Origin of the sequence: Flavobacterium sp. NPDC079362 (assembly GCF_050267765.1) — a bacterium.
GTDB lineage: Bacteria > Bacteroidota > Bacteroidia > Flavobacteriales > Flavobacteriaceae > Flavobacterium > Flavobacterium azizsancarii.
This window is the reverse complement of sequence record NZ_JBNNFM010000042.1, coordinates 19,981-39,554: the sequence shown is the minus strand read 5'-3', so window position 1 is coordinate 39,554 and position 19,574 is coordinate 19,981. Positions and strand designations below refer to the sequence as shown.

17 protein-coding genes are annotated in these 19,574 nt (G+C 34.6%); 7 read left to right on the top strand and 10 right to left on the bottom strand.

Going from position 1 to position 19,574, the window contains the following annotated elements; translation table 11 throughout:
• Window positions 1-108: 108 nt before the first annotated feature.
• From ACQKCJ_RS22220 to ACQKCJ_RS22210, 3 genes are all read right to left on the bottom strand, one after another.
• A complete protein-coding gene (locus ACQKCJ_RS22220) occupies window positions 109-885 on the bottom strand; it encodes an alpha/beta fold hydrolase (protein ID WP_427402944.1) in 777 nt (258 codons plus the stop codon).
• Window positions 886-1,157: 272 nt separating this feature from the next.
• Entirely contained in the window at window positions 1,158-2,450 is a 1,293-nt protein-coding gene (locus tag ACQKCJ_RS22215) for an aminopeptidase P family protein (RefSeq protein ID WP_271338752.1), read from the bottom strand.
• A 229-nt stretch (window positions 2,451-2,679) separates the two neighbouring features.
• Window positions 2,680-3,111 (bottom strand): helix-turn-helix domain-containing protein, encoded by a 432-nt coding sequence (locus ACQKCJ_RS22210; protein ID WP_271338754.1) that lies wholly within the window; start codon window positions 3,109-3,111, stop codon window positions 2,680-2,682.
• Between the two features lie 122 nt (window positions 3,112-3,233).
• On the opposite strand from ACQKCJ_RS22210, the gene ACQKCJ_RS22205 reads away from it, so the two are divergent.
• The 3 genes from ACQKCJ_RS22205 to ACQKCJ_RS22195 all read left to right on the top strand — a co-directional run bounded on the left by ACQKCJ_RS22205 (window position 3,234) and on the right by ACQKCJ_RS22195 (window position 5,656).
• The gene (locus ACQKCJ_RS22205; RefSeq protein WP_427402943.1) at window positions 3,234-4,589 is read left to right on the top strand and encodes a polymer-forming cytoskeletal protein; all 1,356 of its coding nucleotides are present in this window, start codon (window positions 3,234-3,236) and stop codon (window positions 4,587-4,589) included.
• A gap of 8 nt (window positions 4,590-4,597) precedes the next feature.
• A complete protein-coding gene (locus ACQKCJ_RS22200; RefSeq protein WP_271338750.1) occupies window positions 4,598-5,011 on the top strand; it encodes a hypothetical protein in 414 nt (137 codons plus the stop codon).
• Between the two features lie 207 nt (window positions 5,012-5,218).
• Window positions 5,219-5,656 carry a GNAT family N-acetyltransferase gene (locus tag ACQKCJ_RS22195; protein ID WP_271338749.1) on the top strand — a complete coding sequence of 146 codons (438 nt, stop codon included), beginning with the start codon at window positions 5,219-5,221 and terminating at the stop codon, window positions 5,654-5,656.
• A gap of 410 nt (window positions 5,657-6,066) precedes the next feature.
• Here ACQKCJ_RS22195 and ACQKCJ_RS22190 read toward each other — a convergent pair whose 3' ends face one another.
• Window positions 6,067-7,428 carry a hydroxymethylglutaryl-CoA synthase family protein gene (locus ACQKCJ_RS22190; protein ID WP_271338217.1) on the bottom strand — a complete coding sequence of 454 codons (1,362 nt, stop codon included), beginning with the start codon at window positions 7,426-7,428 and terminating at the stop codon, window positions 6,067-6,069.
• Window positions 7,429-7,749: 321 nt separating this feature from the next.
• Here ACQKCJ_RS22190 and ACQKCJ_RS22185 point away from each other — a divergent pair, with 321 nt between their 5' ends.
• From ACQKCJ_RS22185 to ACQKCJ_RS22175, 3 genes are all read left to right on the top strand, one after another.
• Window positions 7,750-8,415 (top strand): succinate dehydrogenase cytochrome b subunit, encoded by a 666-nt coding sequence (locus tag ACQKCJ_RS22185; RefSeq protein ID WP_271338216.1) that lies wholly within the window; start codon window positions 7,750-7,752, stop codon window positions 8,413-8,415.
• A 15-nt stretch (window positions 8,416-8,430) separates the two neighbouring features.
• Window positions 8,431-10,431, top strand: a complete 2,001-nt coding sequence (locus ACQKCJ_RS22180) for a fumarate reductase/succinate dehydrogenase flavoprotein subunit (RefSeq protein ID WP_271338215.1) — start codon at window positions 8,431-8,433, stop codon at window positions 10,429-10,431.
• An 80-nt stretch (window positions 10,432-10,511) separates the two neighbouring features.
• Window positions 10,512-11,258 (top strand): succinate dehydrogenase/fumarate reductase iron-sulfur subunit, encoded by a 747-nt coding sequence (locus ACQKCJ_RS22175; protein WP_271338214.1) that lies wholly within the window; start codon window positions 10,512-10,514, stop codon window positions 11,256-11,258.
• Between the two features lie 61 nt (window positions 11,259-11,319).
• Here ACQKCJ_RS22175 and ACQKCJ_RS22170 read toward each other — a convergent pair whose 3' ends face one another.
• A complete protein-coding gene (locus ACQKCJ_RS22170) occupies window positions 11,320-13,623 on the bottom strand; it encodes a family 20 glycosylhydrolase (RefSeq protein ID WP_427402942.1) in 2,304 nt (767 codons plus the stop codon).
• A 189-nt stretch (window positions 13,624-13,812) separates the two neighbouring features.
• Here ACQKCJ_RS22170 and ACQKCJ_RS22165 point away from each other — a divergent pair, with 189 nt between their 5' ends.
• Window positions 13,813-14,592 carry a DeoR/GlpR family DNA-binding transcription regulator gene (locus tag ACQKCJ_RS22165; protein WP_427402941.1) on the top strand — a complete coding sequence of 260 codons (780 nt, stop codon included), beginning with the start codon at window positions 13,813-13,815 and terminating at the stop codon, window positions 14,590-14,592.
• A gap of 198 nt (window positions 14,593-14,790) precedes the next feature.
• On the opposite strand, the gene ACQKCJ_RS22160 is transcribed toward ACQKCJ_RS22165, so the two are convergent.
• The 5 genes from ACQKCJ_RS22160 to ACQKCJ_RS22140 all read right to left on the bottom strand — a co-directional run bounded on the left by ACQKCJ_RS22160 (window position 14,791) and on the right by ACQKCJ_RS22140 (window position 19,574).
• Window positions 14,791-15,861, bottom strand: coding sequence for a dipeptidase (locus ACQKCJ_RS22160; protein WP_427402940.1), 1,071 nt, complete (start codon window positions 15,859-15,861; stop codon window positions 14,791-14,793).
• A 107-nt stretch (window positions 15,862-15,968) separates the two neighbouring features.
• Window positions 15,969-17,084: a D-TA family PLP-dependent enzyme gene (locus ACQKCJ_RS22155; RefSeq protein WP_427402939.1), complete on the bottom strand. Its 1,116-nt coding sequence runs from the start codon at window positions 17,082-17,084 to the stop codon at window positions 15,969-15,971.
• A 4-nt stretch (window positions 17,085-17,088) separates the two neighbouring features.
• Window positions 17,089-17,736 (bottom strand): aldolase, encoded by a 648-nt coding sequence (locus tag ACQKCJ_RS22150; RefSeq protein WP_271338209.1) that lies wholly within the window; start codon window positions 17,734-17,736, stop codon window positions 17,089-17,091.
• A gap of 9 nt (window positions 17,737-17,745) precedes the next feature.
• Entirely contained in the window at window positions 17,746-18,774 is a 1,029-nt protein-coding gene (locus tag ACQKCJ_RS22145; RefSeq protein ID WP_271338208.1) for a sugar kinase, read from the bottom strand.
• Window positions 18,775-19,106: 332 nt separating this feature from the next.
• The gene (locus ACQKCJ_RS22140; protein WP_271338207.1) at window positions 19,107-19,574 is read right to left on the bottom strand and encodes a RidA family protein; all 468 of its coding nucleotides are present in this window, start codon (window positions 19,572-19,574) and stop codon (window positions 19,107-19,109) included.

Sequence of the window (19,574 nt, the reverse complement as noted above, 5' to 3'; positions counted from 1 at the left end):
TATCGTAAATTAAGAACCGCCTTGGTACGGATCCGTATGCCGGGTGGTGTGGAAGGTCGCCTAGGGAATTAATCCCTAGGCTCCTATCCGATTTTTATAATGATGGTATTATTCGAAGAAATCTAATAATACAGTTTTTAATTCCTTCTTGTTTTCAATCTGGCTCATATGTCCGTCATCAAAAGAAACCAGTTTTGCATTGGTATTTTCGATTTGAAGAATGCTTTCCTCGTAATTTAAAACAGGATCTTTTTTGCCTAAAATCAATAAAACGGGAAATAAATTCTTTTGCAAAAGCAATACCCTGTCTTTTCGAATTTTCATTCCTTCAAGCGAAGCCACAATTCCCTGCAAAGGAGTTTTTAAAGCCTGAATCTTGGCTTCTTCAATTTCTTCGGTCAATCTGGCTCTGTTGTTTTCGCTGAACAAGTTGCCAATCGCAAGATTTACGAAATTTATATAATTTTGTTTTACCGCTTTGATAGCGCGATTTCGGTTTATTTTTTTCTCGTGGCTATCTGCTTTAGATGTAGAGTTTAGCAGAACCAGTTTGTTGATGTTTTTGGGGAATAATTCGGCGAAAGCCAAACCAACATAACCACCCATAGAATGACCAATAATAATGGCTTTTTCAACCTTTAGATGGGCTAAAACTTCATGAACAACCTTTGCATTGTCCTCCATAGAGTGCACATATCCTAAAGAATCAGATTTGCCATGACCTAACAAATCGATTGTGATGATGTGATATTGTTCAGAGAAAAAATCGACATAATCACTCCACATTTTTTTGTTTTCTAAAAAACCGTGAAGAAATACAATCGCCGTTCCTTTGCCTGAATCGGTATAAGAAATTGTGGTATTTTTATATAAAAGAGTTTTCAAAATATTATTTTTAAATAGGTTTTGTTAGCGAAGATTTTTTTTCGCCACGAATTTCACAAATTTACACGAATCAAAAGGAACTTCAAAAATTGAATTGCACGAATTTTATTTATGCTTTTTATTAATAGAATTAAAGGGAATAATAATTAGTGAAAATTTGTGGAATTCGTAGCAAACTTTTTAAATTATTAAATTTTAATTCTGATAAAAAAAAACGGCTAACATTTCTGCCAGCCGTTTTTATTCGATAATCTATATTCTTTTCTCTTTCTTTAAGAATTCATCAAACTTTCGATTTCATCTACTTCAACCGGAATATTGCGCATCAGGTTAAAAGGTTCTCCTTTTTCCTGAACCACAACATTGTCTTCTAAACGGATTCCGAATTTTTCGCCTGGAATATAAATCCCCGGTTCAACCGTAAAAACCATATTAGCTTTCATAGGTTCGTGAAGCAAGCCGTAATCGTGCGTATCAAGACCCATGTGGTGAGAAGTTCCGTGCATGAAATATTTTTTGTAAGCAGGCCATTCCGGGTTTTCGTTCTGAACATCGGCTTTGTCCAGTAAACCTAAACCAAGTAGTTCTGAGGTCATGATTTTACCCACTTCAATATGATATTGTTTCCAAAGTGTTCCCGGAGCCAACATTTTTGTAGCCTCGTTTTTTACTCTCAAAACAGCATTGTAAACCGCTTTTTGACGATCTGAGAATTTTCCCGAAACCGGAATCGTTCTTGTCATATCGCTAGAATAGTTTGCATATTCAGCCGCAACATCAAGTAAAATTAAATCTCCGGCTTTGCACTGTTGATTGTTCTCGATATAATGCAAAACGTTCGCATTATTTCCTGAAGCAATAATTGGCGTATAAGCAAAACCTTTAGAGCGGTTACGAACGAATTCGTGAATCAATTCGGCTTCGATTTCGTATTCAGTAACATTTGGTTTTACAAACGATAATAATCTACGGAAACCTTTCTCCGTAATATCACAAGCTTGCTGAATCAAATCGATTTCTTCGCTTTCTTTTACAGAACGAATGCGTTGTAAGATTGGGTTGCTTTTTGCTACTTGGTGTGCAGGATAACGTTCTTTCCACCATTTTACAAAACGAGCCTCGCGAGTTTCAGTTTCTACTGTTGCACGGTAATGTTCGTTTGTGTTAATGTACATCGTATCTGCATACGTCATCATTTCGTTCAAAACTTTATGAAAATCCTGCAGCCAATAAACCGTTCTGATGCCCGAAACCTGAAATGCGCGTTCTTTGCTTAACTTTTCGCCTTCCCAAACTGCAATATGATCGTTTGTTTCTTTCAGGAAAAGAATCTCTTTTTGGTTCTCATAAGGTGCATCCGGAAACAAAAGCAAAATGCTTTCTTCTTGATCGACACCACTTAGATAAAAAATATCTCTGTGCTGTGCAAATGGCAAAGTACTATCTGCACTAACCGGATAAATGTCATTTGAGTTGAAAACGGCAACACTGTTAGGTTTCATTTCTGCCGTGAATTTTTTGCGGTTTTTTACAAAAAGAGCGCTGTTTATTTGATGATATTTCATAATAATGTGAGTTTTGAACTTCGAATTTCAAAAATAGTGAATTTTAGAGAATCGGCTAAGATTGATTTATTAAAGTTTTCTTATTTGTTTAGGTTTTGCCACGAAGACACTAAGGCACTAAGTTTTTTATAATCTTGTTATTTCGATGGAGAAGACATTACAAAATTATTTATAAAAAAACCGAAGCAGTCAAACTTCAGTTTTTCTATAAATATATCTTTTGTAGAAATTACTTTTTCTCATTCAATAACTTCTCTAAAAAAGCAACTTTCTCTTTTTCTGCTTGAATTAATAATTGGTAAAGTTTTTTATTCTCTTCAAAAGCTTCAAGAAGTTTATCAAACGGATTAAAAGTACATCCGTAACTAATTGCAGAACCATTGTTGTTTTCTATATCAAAAGTATTTTCAATAATATTAAAAACAGCTTCTTCAGAAAAATTCCTTATTACTTCGGTAGGAACGCCCAGAGCTTCGGCAATTGCTTTAAGTTTTTCATCATCAACACTTTCGCTTCCTTCAATAATAGAAATAGATTGTTGAGTCGTGCCAATTGCTTGTGCAAGTGCTTCTTGTTTCATGTCTTTAAGCTCTCTGATTCGGCTAATGTTTCTACTGATGTGTCTTGGTTTTGGTAGAAAACAAGTGTTTGTTTGTAAGATACATTTTGTAAATTGTTTTCTCGAATGAAAAAATACAATTTTTCTGACTATTGTTGATTTTGAATATAGAAATGTGTAATCTTGATAGTAAAGAAAAATCAACTTCGATTAATAAAATTAAAATGCAAAATTCAAGTTTTAAACTAGTAACAATAAAAGACATAAAATCGCAATATTCATTTCTAATTGATCATGAAGGATTTGATTATTTTGATGAATGGGACGATCAGGATTTCTTTTTAGTTTCAGACGAAGATTTAAATTTCGAAGGCAACTTCTATTTGGATATTTATGAAGATAAAGAAAAAAAATGGCTTGCTAATATCTTAAGTCTTCCATTAAAAGAAATTGATGCGATAAGAATCGAAGGGATTTTAATAAACGGAAATTTCTCTACAACCGGAAGCATTATAAATGCCGAAGGAGATTACGGACCTTATATTTATATTAATGGAGATGTCGATTGCCAGAGTTTATTATTGGGCGGTTCTAATGTCGAAATAATAGGCAACGTAAAAGCCAAGGAAGCTGTAATGACTTCGTACAATCACGGAAATTTTAAATGCTCTGGCATTATAGAAGCTCCGGTTTTTATAGTCGACGATCATTACACCACTTTTGCAAAACAAAAAAATGAGTTGTTTTATTATAATGATAAAACAGAAGATCTTGACCCTAAAAATGCCTGCCAATATGATGATGATCTTAATGAAAATGTTATATCAATCGAATTGCGCCAGCATCTTGATAATCCTTTAATAGGAACTTTCGAAGAATTAAAACGGGAACTGGAATTTGGAGAATTGATTTTAAAACAAAATAATCCGCCTGCAAAAACCTATGAGTATTGGCAAAATAGGGTGAAATCAAATTATAGAGATTTAAAATTAGTTCCGCTTCAGTTTAAAACTCGAGAATTGTGTGAGTTGGCATTAAATAAAACATTTCATGCTTTAGATTATGTTGGTCAGGATTTTATTACGCCGGAACTTTGTGAAAAATTAGTGAGTAAAGATGGTTTTGCAATTCAGAAAATACCCGATCAGTTTATAACAAAAGAACTTTGCTTAAAAGCTGCTCAGAGTGGAACATTGATTTCGTTGATTCCAAATGAATTTTATTCGGAAGAATTAATTTTAACGACATTCAAAAACGGCAAAAACGAACCTAATATCAATGATGTTCCTTCTGAATTTATTACCGATAGTTTACTCGAAGAATATGTAAAAATTGGAAAAGGATTATGGCTCGACAAAGTTTGCAAAGAAAACAGAAAAGATAAATTAGCGATCTTAAAACGAGTAATTGATTCTGGAATTGAGAATCTTGATGCTATTTTTGGCAATCATTTTAGTCAAGAAGTTGCTGATTATGCAGTCGCTATTTATAATAATGAAAAGTATAAAACGGAATGGAATAAATATGTTCAAAAATATAAAGTTAAATTTGTGCGTCTTGGGTCGAGTGAATATTTATGATTTGAAAAATGAACGATGAAAAATTAAAAATATTAAGAAGCAGAATTTCGATTCCTTTAAGTATTGCTGTTCAGCTTCTTAAAAAAAATGATGGTGATGTATTATTATGCGAAAAAGAATTTCATGATACTAATATTAAAGAAATCTGTTTAAAGACCGAATGCAATTATGAAATAGCAAAAGAAAATTATGGAATTTGTAAGTGTGATATAATAAAGACTATTGAAAGGATTAATCAAAAATCGATTATCATATCAACAGGAAAAACAGCATCTTCAAAAATTGGTTTTATTTTATGGCCTGCGAATGGAGAAAGGGAATTCTACAAAACGGATAAACGGAATGATGCTTTTGTTTCAGCAGAAGATTTCGATCTTATCTTGAAAGAGTTTCAATCTGTTTTTCCATTACGAAATCCGTGAAATGATATACTTGATAATGGATTTGATACTACTGTGCATAATTTTTTTGATCATAAAACGATCATATAGATTGTTGAAAAAATAAAACATATAGAAAAGGATAATAAAAAAAGGAGAAAGCTTTTTTGACTGAAATAATAAATTGGTTAAACGATAAATTAACCTACGCTGAACATATTGTGGTTTATGGTAACTTGTAAATTGAATATGAAATCAAATATCAAAATTAGAAAAGTCGAAAAACAAGATTTAGATTTTGTTTATAAGTCAATCTGCGAACTTGAAAATGAAGTTGTAGATTTCGAGGTTTTTGCAATAATATTCAATGAAAACATTTCGAATCTAAACAGTCTATATTTACTCTCAGAAAACGAAAATGAATGTGTAGGTTTTGTTAGTTTTCATACCCAGAATCTTTTGCATCATTGTGGTCCGGTTGAAGAAATTCAGGAATTTTTTATTGATAAAAAGCATTGTGGTCAAGGCATTGGTCGGTTACTGATAAATGAAATAAAAGATTTTGCAGATCAGAATAATTTGAAAAGTATTGAAGTTACCACCAATAAAAGGCGCGTAGAAAATGTGCTGATTTATGAGAATCTTGGTTTTAGTTTATCGCATAATAAGTTTACTATTTATAAGTAAGCTTTACGGTGATGAGAAGTGGATAAAAAGAAAACTCATTGTAATAATAACCGCCTTTATGTTGGGAATGGTAAACGGAATGAACGAGGAAGATCAAACCATTAGAGGAAATCAAAATTATACAGAACAACATAAAAAGGAATGGTATTCTTCTTGTTTTTACTGAACGTAATACTTTTTTGTCATTTCGACGGAGGAGAAATCACACGCGGGGATAAAGTGCTGTTGCTGATTTGCTTTATCTGATTTCTCCCTTCGAAAATGACAAGATGTTGTGTGTGTGCTGTAATGTGGTTAATCATTTTTCAAAGTTTTGCTTTGTTTCGATGACCAAGATTGTACGTAAAAAAACCTTTGTCAAAGTTTAAAGCTTTGACAAAGGTTAGGCGCATTTAATTGGAATTTAATTTTTATTCGATCCACTTATAATATCTCGCCCCAATCAAATTAGGAATTTCTTTTTCGATTCGATCTAAAATCCACTCGTTTTTAGGGGTTCTCACACTTTGTTTTTGTTCTTTTTTATGAAGACTTTCATAAGTTTCAAAACCTATTTCTACACTTTCTTCTAAATTTTCAAAAAGTTTAGTTTTGACTAAAGCCGATTGCCATTCCGGTTGAATTGTTCCTTCAAATACTTTAGATTTAGAGCCGCTTCCGTAAGCCAGGAATCCAAATTTAGTTCCTGTAACGTCTTGTTTGGTATCATAATAATGAGCCAAAGTAGATAATAATCCCATGAAAATAGATCCTGTATAAAGATTTCCAATTAAAGAAGAAGCCAATTCTGCAGGCTGTAATTTCTCGGTTACGAATTTTCTGTACTCATCAGATTTCCCAACTTCTTTGATTTTAGTTTGATAATCTGCTGGTTCAATATTGTCTGCAATAATTTTATCAGCATGATCTAAAGCATAAATTTCAGATAACATTCGGCGTCCCTGAAAAGAGTAGGGAAGGTGCATGATAATGCTGTTCCAGGAATTGTATAAAGTTTCGGTTGTGTTTTTTAGTTTCTTGAATGAAAAGTAAGCAGATCTCGTACGATCCATATAGCATTGATTCGAATATTGACCATCAAAAACGGGCTGGTCTTTATGAATTTCGATTTCGGCTTCTAAATTATCAAACCAAGGATCGTTATTCTCATTTTGCGTAATCGATTCCTTTGAGATAGTTCTGTAGGGTTTAAAAAAATCAAAAACACCTTTTGTACTTGTTGCCCAATTATGATCAAAAGCAATAATTCTAGGGTTCGATGTTATTAGCATTGCAAGAGCTCCGGCACCTTGTGTATATTCTCCTGTTGAATTCAAATCATATTTCGCAAAATCAGTCGTAACAACTATTGCTTTTTTGGATGGATTTAGTTTTACAAAATCGATACAGTTTTGTAAAGCGTCTACACCGCCAATACAGGCAAATGTAAAATCGACAACATCACATTTTTCCAGAGAATCTTCTCCAAATTTCTGTTCCATTAAGCTGATTAAGAAAGAACTGATAGGTTTAGAGCTATCGATTCCGCTTTCTGTCCCAACATAAATCCTGCTAATTTCGTTTAGGTTTATTTCGTTTTCAAGAATAAGTTTAGTCAAAGCGTTTGCTCCAAAAACAACTGCGTCCTGATGAACGTCCGGCAAAGTCATTTTGATTAATCCGAGGCCTTTCTTTAATTTTTCAGGCTCAATGTTTCTGGCAATTGCCAAGGTTTTTATGGGTAAATGTATGTTGGCTACATCAAAAGAGATAGCGTCAATTCCTGTTTTCATTATCATGTTTTTTGAAGCTGATAAAGGTAAAATTATGCTTCTAGAATTTACTTGTTTTCGTTGATTAAAATCGTTGTAGCGTTTATTTTTGAGAAAAATAAATCAAATTGGGACTAAAAATAGCAATTTGGTAATTATGTAAAAGTTAGAAATAGGTTAAAATGGCTTGTGAAAAATATCTATTTTCTTGTTTTTAAATAATTTGCAATAATATTGGGCAAAGCTCTTTAAAATCATTATAAATAACAACGAAATGGTTGTAGTTCATGTCTAATTGCTTTATTTTTGTATAATTTTTTAAAACAAACTACTTAAACAATTATGGCACAATCTGCACTATTGAATGCTTCCATCTTAAAGAAAGTGGCTATGGCCCTTTCGGGAATATTCTTAATCACGTTTTTAGCGCTGCATGTTTCCTTAAATTTCATTTCTATTATTAGTAAAGATGTTTTTAACGAAGCGTCTCACTTTATGGGATACAATCCGCTGATTCAATATGTAATGCAACCAGTTTTGGCAATCGGGGTAATTTTCCATTTCGTTATGGGATTTGTATTGACTGCTCAGAACACTGCTGCGAGACCAATTGCATATGCAAAGTACAATGGAGCTGCTAATGCTTCCTGGAGTTCTAGAAATATGATTATTTCTGGATTGGTTATTTTGGCTTTCTTAGGATTGCATTTCTATGATTTTTGGTTTCCTGAAGTTACCTATAAATATATTGCAGGTGCCGCACCGGATGCTACAAGATATTATGGTGAATTAGTTCATAAATTTCATGACCCAATTCGTACTGGTATCTATTGTGTATCATTTGTGTTGTTAGGTTTTCACCTTTGGCACGGATTCGGTTCATCTCTTCAATCAATGGGGATGCACAATAAATATTCTAGATTTTTAAGTAAAGTGGGTTACGGTTTTGCAGTTGTAGTTCCGGCACTTTTCGTGATTATCGCATTATTTCATCATTTCAAACAATAATTAATATAAATTATAATGGCATTAGATTCAAAAATTCCACACGGCCCAATATCGGACAAATGGACAGATTATAAAGATCATATTAATTTAGTGAACCCTGCAAACAAACGTAATTTAGATATTATTATTGTTGGTACAGGTTTGGCTGGAGGTTCAGCTGCGGCTACTTTAGCGGAGCAGGGATATAACGTAAAAGCATTTTGTTTTCAGGATTCACCTCGTCGTGCGCACTCTATTGCAGCACAAGGTGGTATCAATGCGGCAAAAAATTATAAAGGTGACGGTGACTCGGTTTACAGATTGTTTTATGATACTGTAAAAGGGGGTGACTACCGTGCACGTGAGGCAAACGTTCACCGTTTGGCTGAAGTTTCTACTAATATTATTGACCAGTGTGTGGCTCAGGGAGTTCCATTGGCTCGTGAATATGGTGGATTACTAGATAACCGTTCTTTTGGAGGAACTTTGGTTTCCCGTACATTTTATGCACAAGGACAAACTGGTCAGCAATTATTGCTAGGAGCTTATTCTGCAATGAACCGTCAGATTGGTCGTGGAAAAGTGAAAATGTACAACCGTCACGAAATGCTTGACATTGTTATCGTGAACGGTAAAGCGAGAGGTATTATCGCTCGTAACCTTATTACGGGAGAAATAGAAAGACATTCTGCTCACGCAGTAGTTGTTGGTTCTGGAGGATACGGAAACGTGTTTTTCTTGTCAACAAATGCTATGGGAAGTAACGCAACAGCAGCTTGGAAAATACATAAAAAAGGAGCGTTTTTTGCAAATCCTTGTTACACGCAAATTCACCCAACATGTATCCCGGTTTCTGGAGATCACCAGTCAAAACTGACTTTGATGTCTGAATCGTTACGTAATGATGGTCGTATTTGGGTTCCTGCAAAACAAGAAGATGCTAAAGCGATCCGTGAAGGAAAGAAAAAAGCAACTGATTTATCTGAAGCTGAAAGAGATTATTTCTTAGAAAGAAGATATCCTGCTTTTGGTAACTTAGTACCTCGTGATGTTGCATCTCGTGCTGCAAAAGAAAGATGTGATGCTGGTTTTGGAGTTAATAAAACCGGAGAAGCTGTTTACTTAGATTTTGCTGCTGCGATCAAACGTTACGGAACTGAAGAAGCTTTCGTAAAAGGTTTAAATGATAAAGATGCTGCTTTGGTAACAAAATTAGGAGCTGAAATCGTGAAAAGTAAATACGGAAACTTATTCCAGATGTATTACAAAATCGTCGATGAGGATCCTTATACAACACCAATGATGATTTACCCTGCAGTTCACTACACAATGGGTGGTACCTGGGTTGATTATAACTTAATGACTACAATTCCGGGATGTTTCTCAATTGGAGAATCTAACTTCTCTGATCACGGTGCAAACAGACTAGGAGCTTCTGCTTTGATGCAAGGTTTGGCTGATGGATATTTCGTATTACCTTATACTATTGGAGATTATTTAGCTCCGGATATTAAAATGGGAGAAATTTCTACAGATTTACCAGAATTCGTAGCAGCAGAAAAAGAAGTAAAAGATCAAATCGACAGATTTATCAATAATAAAGGAACTCATTCTGTAGATTATTTCCATAAGAAATTAGGAAAGATTATGTGGGATAAAGTAGGTATGGCTCGTAATGCTCAAGGTTTATCTGAGGCTATCGTAGAAATTGCTGCTTTACGTGAAGAGTTTTATAAAGATGTAAAAGTTCCTGGAAGCGCTAACGAATTTAATCAGGAATTAGAGAAAGCGACACGTGTTGCCGATTTCTTAGAGTTAGGAGAATTATTCGCGAAAGATGCATTGCACCGTAATGAATCTTGTGGAGGTCACTTCCGTGAAGAATACCAAACTGAAGAAGGGGAAGCACTTCGTGATGACGAAAACTTTGCATACGTTGCAGCTTGGGAGTACAAAGGAAAACCAAGTGATGCCGTATTACACAAAGAAGCTCTGGTTTACGAAAACATTAAATTAGTTCAAAGAAGCTACAAATAAAATTCGGTCGAAAGTCGAAAGTCAAAAGTCTCAAATAAGGCTTTTGACTTTCGACTTTAGGACTTTCAAACTAAAACAGTATGAAACTTACATTAAAAATATGGCGTCAGAAAAACGCCCAAGATAAAGGGGGAATTGTTGATTACCCAATCGACGGAATCGAACCAGATATGTCTTTCCTTGAAATGCTTGATGTTCTTAACGAACAATTGATCAACAAAGGAGAAGAGCCAGTAGCATTTGACCACGATTGTCGTGAAGGAATTTGCGGAATGTGTTCATTATTCATCAACGGAGAAGCACACGGACCAGATAGAGGAGTAACAACTTGTCAATTACACATGCGTATGTTTAAAGATGGTGATACGATTTTTATCGAGCCATTTAGAGCAAAAGCTTTTCCTGTAATTAAAGATTTAGTGGTTGACAGAAGTTCTTTTGACAGAATTCAACACGCAGGAGGATTTATCTCGGTAAATACTTCAGGTAATACAATTGATGCCAATACAATTCCAATTAACAAACACGATGCAGATAAATCATTTGATGCTGCTGCTTGTATTGGTTGTGGAGCTTGTGTTGCAACTTGTAAAAACTCATCAGCAATGTTGTTCGTTGCTGCCAAAGTATCTCAATTTGCTTTGTTGCCTCAAGGTAAAGTAGAAGCTGTTGATCGTGTTTTAAACATGGTACACCACATGGATCTTGAAGGTTTTGGTAACTGTACCAATACTGGAGCTTGTGAAGTAGAATGCCCTAAAGGAATTTCTCTTGAAAATATTGCACGTATGAACCGTGAGTATTTATCAGCAAGCTTAAAAGGATAATATAAAAGACTTTTAGTTTTATAAAAAAAGGTTCCGATATTTCGGAACCTTTTTTTATGTCTTATTCATAATACAATTGCGAAGCGCTTATTTCTTGTTTTTCTTTTCCTTCCTGCTGGATAAAACAAGTTAAGGTCGTTCCGCCAATCTGATCAAAATAACTGATGTTCAATTTGTGAAAACCTTTTTCCAGCTTTATGACCCCATATGCTTCGTTGAGCCAATGAATTCCGTCGTTATTCACCACTAATTCATTATCGATAAAAAGCTTCGATCCGTCGTCTGAAAGTGTTGAAATCGTATAATTTGCGGTTTCTGCGATATAGATGTATCCGTCGAATTTTAAGCCAATATAACGCTCCGTTTTCGTTTTCCATTTTTCACTGCTTATCGCACCTTCAAAAATTCCTGAATTAACGGGTTTTGCTAAATCTAAATCTTGTACTTGCTGAAACAATGTTCCGGTATAATAATCGAATTTTAAACCTTTCTTAGTTGGTTTTATGGCTAGAGCCGGTTTTGAATCCGGATTTCGAACTAATATCTTATTGATTGAACTTCTTCTTCCGCTCGGACTGATTTGAACTGTTTTGATGATTCTGAATTCTCCTTTCGGAATGTTTATCGTTACGGGTTTAGTGTAAAGTTGAGCAGTTTCGTCAGGGTTATAACCGTCAATAGTGTAGAAGATTTGACCGTTTTTGATGGTTGGTTTTAAATCCAGAACATATTTTGATGCGATTAATGCTGTTTCATCTGAGCCAAATGGTGTTGGGACTTTATACAATCGTTTCTGCGCTTCCAGTTTTTCTAAATGATAAGGAATTTGGTTTAAAATAAAATGATTGTAATTCTTGTTTTTCGGCTCTGTCCAGGCAATTTCGGCTAAAGCAAATACTCGTGGATAAATCATATAATTTAATTTTGCCGGACTCGTCAAATATTCAGACCAAAGATTCGATTGAACTCCTATAATATATTTTTGCTCTTCAACGGTTAAACTATCAACAGGAGTTGGGTTGTAGTTGTACATTTTTTCAACTGTCGTTAATCTTCCAATTGTTAAAGGTTCATTTGGCGAATAGCCTTGATTATAATCCAGATACAGCACTTGTTCCGGATTCATGATTACATTGTGTTTTTGTTTTGCGGCTTCAATTCCGCCAGACTCACCTTGCCATGACATTACCGCTGCGTTTGGTGCCAATCCGCCTTCCAGCATTTCATCCCAGCCCAGAATTTGTCTTCCGTGTGCATTTAGGAATTTTTCTATTCGGGTGGTCAGGTAACTTTGTAATTCATGTTCGTTTTTTAATCCTAAATCTTTGATTCGTTTTTGGCAATTCGGGCATTCTTTCCATTTTGTTTTCGGGCATTCGTCTCCACCAATATGAATATACTTACTTGGGAATAAAGCCATAATTTCGGTCAAAACATCTTCTAAAAAAGTAAAGGTTTCCTCTTTTCCAGCGCAGAAAATATCATCAAAAACACCCCAATATTCTATAACTTTATATTGACGATCCGGAAAACAGGATAAATTAGGATAAGCCGTAACTGCTGCAGTTGCATGACCGGGCATTTCGATTTCCGGAATAATATTAACATAATGATCTTCGGCAAATTTCACTACATCTTTGATTTCTTCCTGCGTATAAAAACCTCCGTACGGATTTCCGTCAAAAAAGTAGGGTGATCTTTCGAATTTATTTCCCACTAAAGTCTGTGCTCTTTTTGAACCTACTTCGGTTAATTTTGGGTATTTTTTGATCTCAATTCTCCATCCCTGATCGTCAGTTAGGTGCCAATGAAAGTTGTTTAGCTTATAGCTAGACATTTGTGCGATAAAATCTTTTATAACATCAACAGAGAAAAAATGACGGCAAACATCAAGGTGAAGCCCGCGGTAGCTGTATCTGGGCTCATCTTCTATGGTAACACAAGGTAGTTTTATTTCCTGATTTTTTGGTTTGTTGGGTAAAAGCTGCAATAAACTCTGAACAGCATAAAATAATCCTTCTTCACTTCCGGTAACGGTGATCTTTTTTGGAGTAATGACAATTTTATAAGCTTCTTTTTTTAAAGATTCAGCCGGATTTTTGGCAATAAACAAAACTTCAAGATTGCTTTTTTTGTTTGGCATATTTGAGTTTATAGCCGACTCGAAAATTTGTGCAGTTTTAAGTTCTCTTGCGCTGTATTTATTTTTTTCGAAAGTAAATTTTATCTGTCCGTTTAAACGAATACTATCTCCTGTTGCTTTGTATGAATTGGGAGCAGGGATAATAGAATTGTTTGTGAAAGAAGTTTGGGCATTTCCGAAAGAAAAACAAAATAGTAAAAGGAGAAATAGGCTTTTTTGCATGGTTGCTTTTTTGATTGTTAGACAAAAATATAGTTTATTGGTTAGGTTTGCATTTTTTTTGCAAAACGAATTTATACTTAAATGTCTTTAAAATAGACAAATTAACTTTTTTATTACATTGTGTTATAATTTGTTTCGCAATAATATTGCATTTATTGTTTACATTTGCTTCTATAAAATTGAATTTGCATGAGTAATGATAATGAAGTGATTAATTACACTAAAGAAGAACGTAAAAATCTTATTATAAAAGAGATAAACTTGCATACTCGTGTAAGTTTTGAAACGCTTTCTGCAAAATTATTTGTTTCAGAAGATACAGTAAGACGTGATATTAACGAACTTGAATCAGAATCTTTATTGATTAAAGTAAAAGGTGGTGCGATGACAAAAGCCTATCACCATGCTTCTTCTAATAATCAAACTTATGCAGGTGAATCTAAACAAATTATTGCTCAAAAAACGTTAGGTTTACTTCATGATGGAATGGTTTTACTAATTGGCGGCGGAACTACAATTCGTGAGTTCATCCGTTTGATTCCTGATGATTTGAATCTGACCATTTTTACCGTTACTGTTTTATCAGCAGTTGAACTTTTGGATAAACCCAATGTTAAAATTATCATGATTGGCGGCAGCATTTCGTCCTACAGCCAAATGTGTGTGAGCGGCGATGTCTATAATCAATTGGCGAATATTAAAGTCGATTTATTAATATTAGGAACCAATGCTCTTGATATCGAAGGTGGTTTCTCAGACTCTGATTGGGAAACCGTTCAGGTAAAAAAAGCAATGATTCAGGCTTCTGAAAAAACAGCGATTCTAACTATTTCTGAAAAACTCGATACTGTTCTAAAAATGAAAATTGCCAACTTATCTGAGGTTAATTATGTCGTTACAGAAGTTGATCCAAACGACGAAAAATTACAATCGTATAAGAAGGCAGTTCCCAGTTTAGTATTTCTTTAAGTCTAGCCTCTTTTGGTGTAATGCATACTAACTTCAATTTAACACATAGAAACATAGATTTTATGTGTAAAGAAGAATACAAAAAGAAACCCATTTCTTTCACATAGCTAGCTATGTGTGTTTTAAATAAGTGACACGTCTTATTTTGAGCTAAAAAAACTATGTTTCTATGTGTTAAAAATAATTACACTCAACGGGTTAATCCCAATTTTTCATTAAAAAATTAATCCAGTTCTGATGAAAGATTTTATCTAAATCTTCATTAGAATATGCGTTGTTTTTAAAAATCAGAACCAATTTTTGCAAATCGGCAATCGTATCTAAATCGTACGGACCTTGTTCTGTTCCAAAAGCACCATCCAGATCTGAACCAATACCAATATGATTCGCATTTCCTGCCAATTGGCAAATGTGATCCATGTGTTTGAAAACAGTTTCGAGATTGCAATTTGTACCTTTTGGAGTCGAAACACCTCTTTCCCAATTTGGTACTAGCATCCACGCATCTAAAGCTCCGCCAATTACGGCTCCTCTTGAAATTAATGCCTGAATCATTTCGTCGCTATATTGACGGTTATGATCGACCAGACTTCTGCAATTGTTATGACTTGCCCAAACGGGTCCGTTATAATGATCTAAAGCCTGCCAAAAAGCATCATCACACAAATGTGTTGCGTCCAGAATAATATTCAAACGTTCCATTTCTTTCAACAAATCTAGACCGTTTTGCTGCATTTTTCCGGTAGCATCCGTTCCGTTTGCGTAGCGTCCGGGTCCGTAATGTGCAGGTCCGATGGCACGTAATCCGTAATTGTATGCTTTTTCTAAATACGAAATATCAATAATAGAATCGGCACCTTCAAGACTTAAGATATAACCAATAGGTTTTTTATCGTTTGGCGTTCCGTCATTCCATAAATCAATTTGTTTTAGGAGTGATTTTTTATCTGTTATTGCTGTAATTTCTCCGGCTTCTTCCATCGCTTTGTACCATGCAGCTTGTCCCTGTGTTTGTGCCCAGGCTTGTTCAGGAGAATTCCAACCCGGAATAATACTGCCTGGTTTTACAAATCGTGCAATTTGAGTGGCGACAACAATACCAATGTTTCCTTTTCGTAAATCTGGAAAAGAAACCGTGGCGCGTTCGCGATCCGGTTTGTCTGTCATTCCTTTTTCGAAATTACGTAATGTAGGTACATCATTTCTTAAATCTCGATTCCATTCCATTGCATTCATGCTCAGGTCTAGATGTGCGTCTATTATAAACATATTATTTTTTTTAAGTCACAAAGGTTCAAAGGCTCAGAGATTCTCTACAAGTGTTATTGTGAGGCCTATTCTCTTTCTTCTTCGCTCTATTTTCTATTCTTTTTCTCCTAGATGTTAATTTTTCTGCTGCGTGCAACAACCTGCCATTGATCGCAAATTTGATGCGCTGCATTTACTACCTGAACCGAATCGTAAAGGGCACAGGTTGGGCAAACATGATAAGGTTGGGCATAAATAGTGTCGCCAATAGCGTACTCGTTTTTCCCTTTGTTTTCTATAATTAAATGTTCTTCTGAATGCGATGTTGGGATTAGGTTTTCATCATTTAAAATCACTAATCTTTTATCAATAGGATTTTCAGAAGCTACGGCTTTGTATCCAATATCAATACAAAATGTAGCATTTGTAGGCTTTGAAACAATAGTTCCAACAATAACCAGAGCGGGTTCGAAATTTTGTTCCGGTAAATGAATCTGGTAATTTGAATCCCAGAAAACAAAAGTTCCCGGACTGCATTCTATATTTTTTTGAGTCGCATAAAACGGAAATGTATTCGATCCTCCGGCAACAATTTTTAATTCGTAACCTAGTTTTTGTTCAATTGTTTCAATTCTCTCATTTATGCTAAAAAAAGAATTTGAAGCGGCAGCAATTCGTTCTTCCGCATAGCCTTTTAAATGGCCGTCATAAATATGAATTCCTGCGAAATGAAGATTTTCTAACTCAAGAATTTCATAAATTAAAGCACTCCAATCTTTATGAATCGAAATTCCGGTTCTGTTCATTCCTGTATTAAGATCCAGATAAACGGTAAGTTTTAAATCGTTTTCTTTTGCAATTTTATTCAAAGCTTTTGCTGAATCAAGATTGTCAACGATAGTCGAAAAAGAAGTATTAGGATATTTTTGTATTAATGAAATCCATCTTTCTTTTTTAACGCCAACAGGCTGATAGGCGAGAAGCACGTCCTGAATTTCGTGTATGGCGGCAAGTTCAGCTTCGGCAATTGTCGCGCATTTTATTTTATTGATGCTGTAGGTTTTAAACAAATCCAGAATCTCGCCAATTTTATGCGTCTTTATATGGGGCCTTAATTTTTGAGTTTCGCCATTTACTGATTCAATCAAACGCTCAATATTCGACTGGATACGATCTTCGTAAACAGCCAGAAACGGAGTGTCAATGCGGATTTCGGAATTAATTTTCCACCAATTGTCTTGCATAATTTTAGTTTCTGGTTTTTTCTACAACTTCAATTAAATTTTGAAATGCTTGTAACGATTGCTCGTATTTTAAATCCAAAAGAATTTCTTTCGAAAATAAATTAGAACCAATTCCAACACAAACAACACCGGATTTGAACCATGATTTCAAATTGCTTTCTTCAAGAGTTACGCCTCCGGTTGGCATTATTTTCAAATTTGGGAACGGTGCTCTTATTGCTTTTACATATCCTGGACCGCCAATTTTATCGGCAGGAAAAAGTTTTACAATTTCTGCACCTAATTTATTCGCATGAAGAATTTCGTTTAAAGTCGCTGCGCCTGGAATCCAGTAAATATTATTTTTGAAACAATAATTGCCAATTTCCAGATCAGTATGAGGACAAACAATGCAATCTGCTCCTAATTGATGAAATGTCTCAGCATCATCAACACTTAAAATAGATCCAACGGCTATTTTTACATCCAGATTATTCGCTTTTTTAAAGGCGATCATTTGAGTAAAAACTTCTTTAGCATTATCTGCGCGAGCTGCAAACTCGATAATTTTTATGCCAGCATCAGCCGCCGATTGCAATACTATTTGGGCTGTTTCTATATTGATTTGTGTAACTAACGGAAGTACGCCTTGTGCTTTTAAAATGCTGTACATATTCTTTATTTATCTATTAATTCTGTTACTTGAGCCATTTTTAATAAAATGACTGATCTCGTTAAGGTTCGTTATGGCAAAATCTCCGTGAATACTTTGTTTGATTACACCACAAGCTGTCGCCCATTCGATAGATTCCTGTCCGGAAAATTTATTGGATAATCCGTATAATAATCCTGCATTGAAAGCGTCTCCGGAACCAATCTGATCTGTTACAACGTGTATTTTATGTTCTTGTGTCTGATAGAAATTGCCTTCATGAATTAGTAATCCTTTGTATAAATGTGCCGGTCCGTCTGATTTTCTAAAACTCATTGCCAGTGTTTTTAGAAAAGGCATTTTTGCTTTTAATAATTCGAATGTTTTCTGAAAACGATCTTCGTCGGATTCAGTATTATCTGTTTTAATTCCGAAATAAATTTCAATCGCATCTAAATCAGCAACTGTGATTGTGCTGTATTGAAGCAAATCCGGCATAATCTCAGACGGATGTTTTCCGTATTGCCATAATTTTGATCGAAAGTTAAAATCAGAAGAAATTGGAATTCCTTTTTTATGCGCTGTCAGAATTGCTTCCTTGCAAGCTAAACCTGCTTCTTTAGAAACTCCCGGACTGATTCCTGACCAATGAAAATGAGTAACATCGGCGAAAGCCAAATCCCAATTAATTTGATCTTTTTCAATAGTAGCGAAAGACGAATTGCTTCGGTCATAAATAACCTGCGATTGCCTGATTTGATTTCCAGCTTCAACAAAATACAATCCTAAACGTTCTCCGCCATACACACATTTTGAAGTATTGACTTTGTATTTCTGAAGTTCGTTTAAGGCCAATTGTGCCAGATCATTTTCTGGTAATCGGGTAAGATAATCGGTTTGAATGCCGAGTTGAGAAAGTAAAACACAAACATTTGCTTCGGCACCGCCAACATGTATTTTTATTTCATTGGCCTGCGTGAATCTGTTTCCATCTGCAACACTCATTCGGAGTAATAATTCTCCAAACGTTGCAATTCTGGTTTGTGGTGTTGTATTCATAATAATTTATAAGCTTGGTGTTATTTTTTTAAACACATAGAAACATAGTTTTTAAAACCGAATAAAGGCGTTTCACTTGCATTAACAAACATAGCTATGTGAGAAAGCGAGCTTTTTTGAATATCCTTGTAACTATTGCAAAAATAAATCTATGTTTCTATGTGTTTAATTTTTTGACACAGATTAAAATGATTTTAAACGTTGTGTTTAATTCTTCTGCCACGAATTTCACGAATTTACACAAATCAGTATGTGAAAATTAATTCGTGAAAATTTGTGAAATTCGTGGCGAAAAAAAAACATTTTTAATCATTTAATCTGTGGCATATTTTTTAATATAATTCAAAAACAGCTTCAACTTCAACGGGAATATTGTCCGGTAAAGAACCCATTCCTACTGCGCTTCTTACGCCAATTCCGTTTTCTTGTCCCCAAACTTCTGCAAACAATTCGCTGCAACCGTTTATCACGTATGGATGTCTTAGGAAATCGCCATTGCAATTCACCATTCCTAAAACTTTTATAACTCGTTTTACTTTGTTCAGGCTTCCAAAATTGGTTACAATTGTAGAAAGCATGGTTAAGCCAACTTGTCTTGCTGCTAATTTTCCTTGTTCGATATCCATATCATCGCCAATTCGGCCAATGATTAAGGACTTGTCATCATTAACAGGTCCATGACCTGAAAGGTATAAATATTTACCATCAACTAAATAAGGTTTATAAATACCAAGAGGTTGTGGTGCTGGTGGTAATGATAAGCCTAATGTTTCAAATTTTTCTTGTGGTAATAAATTCAT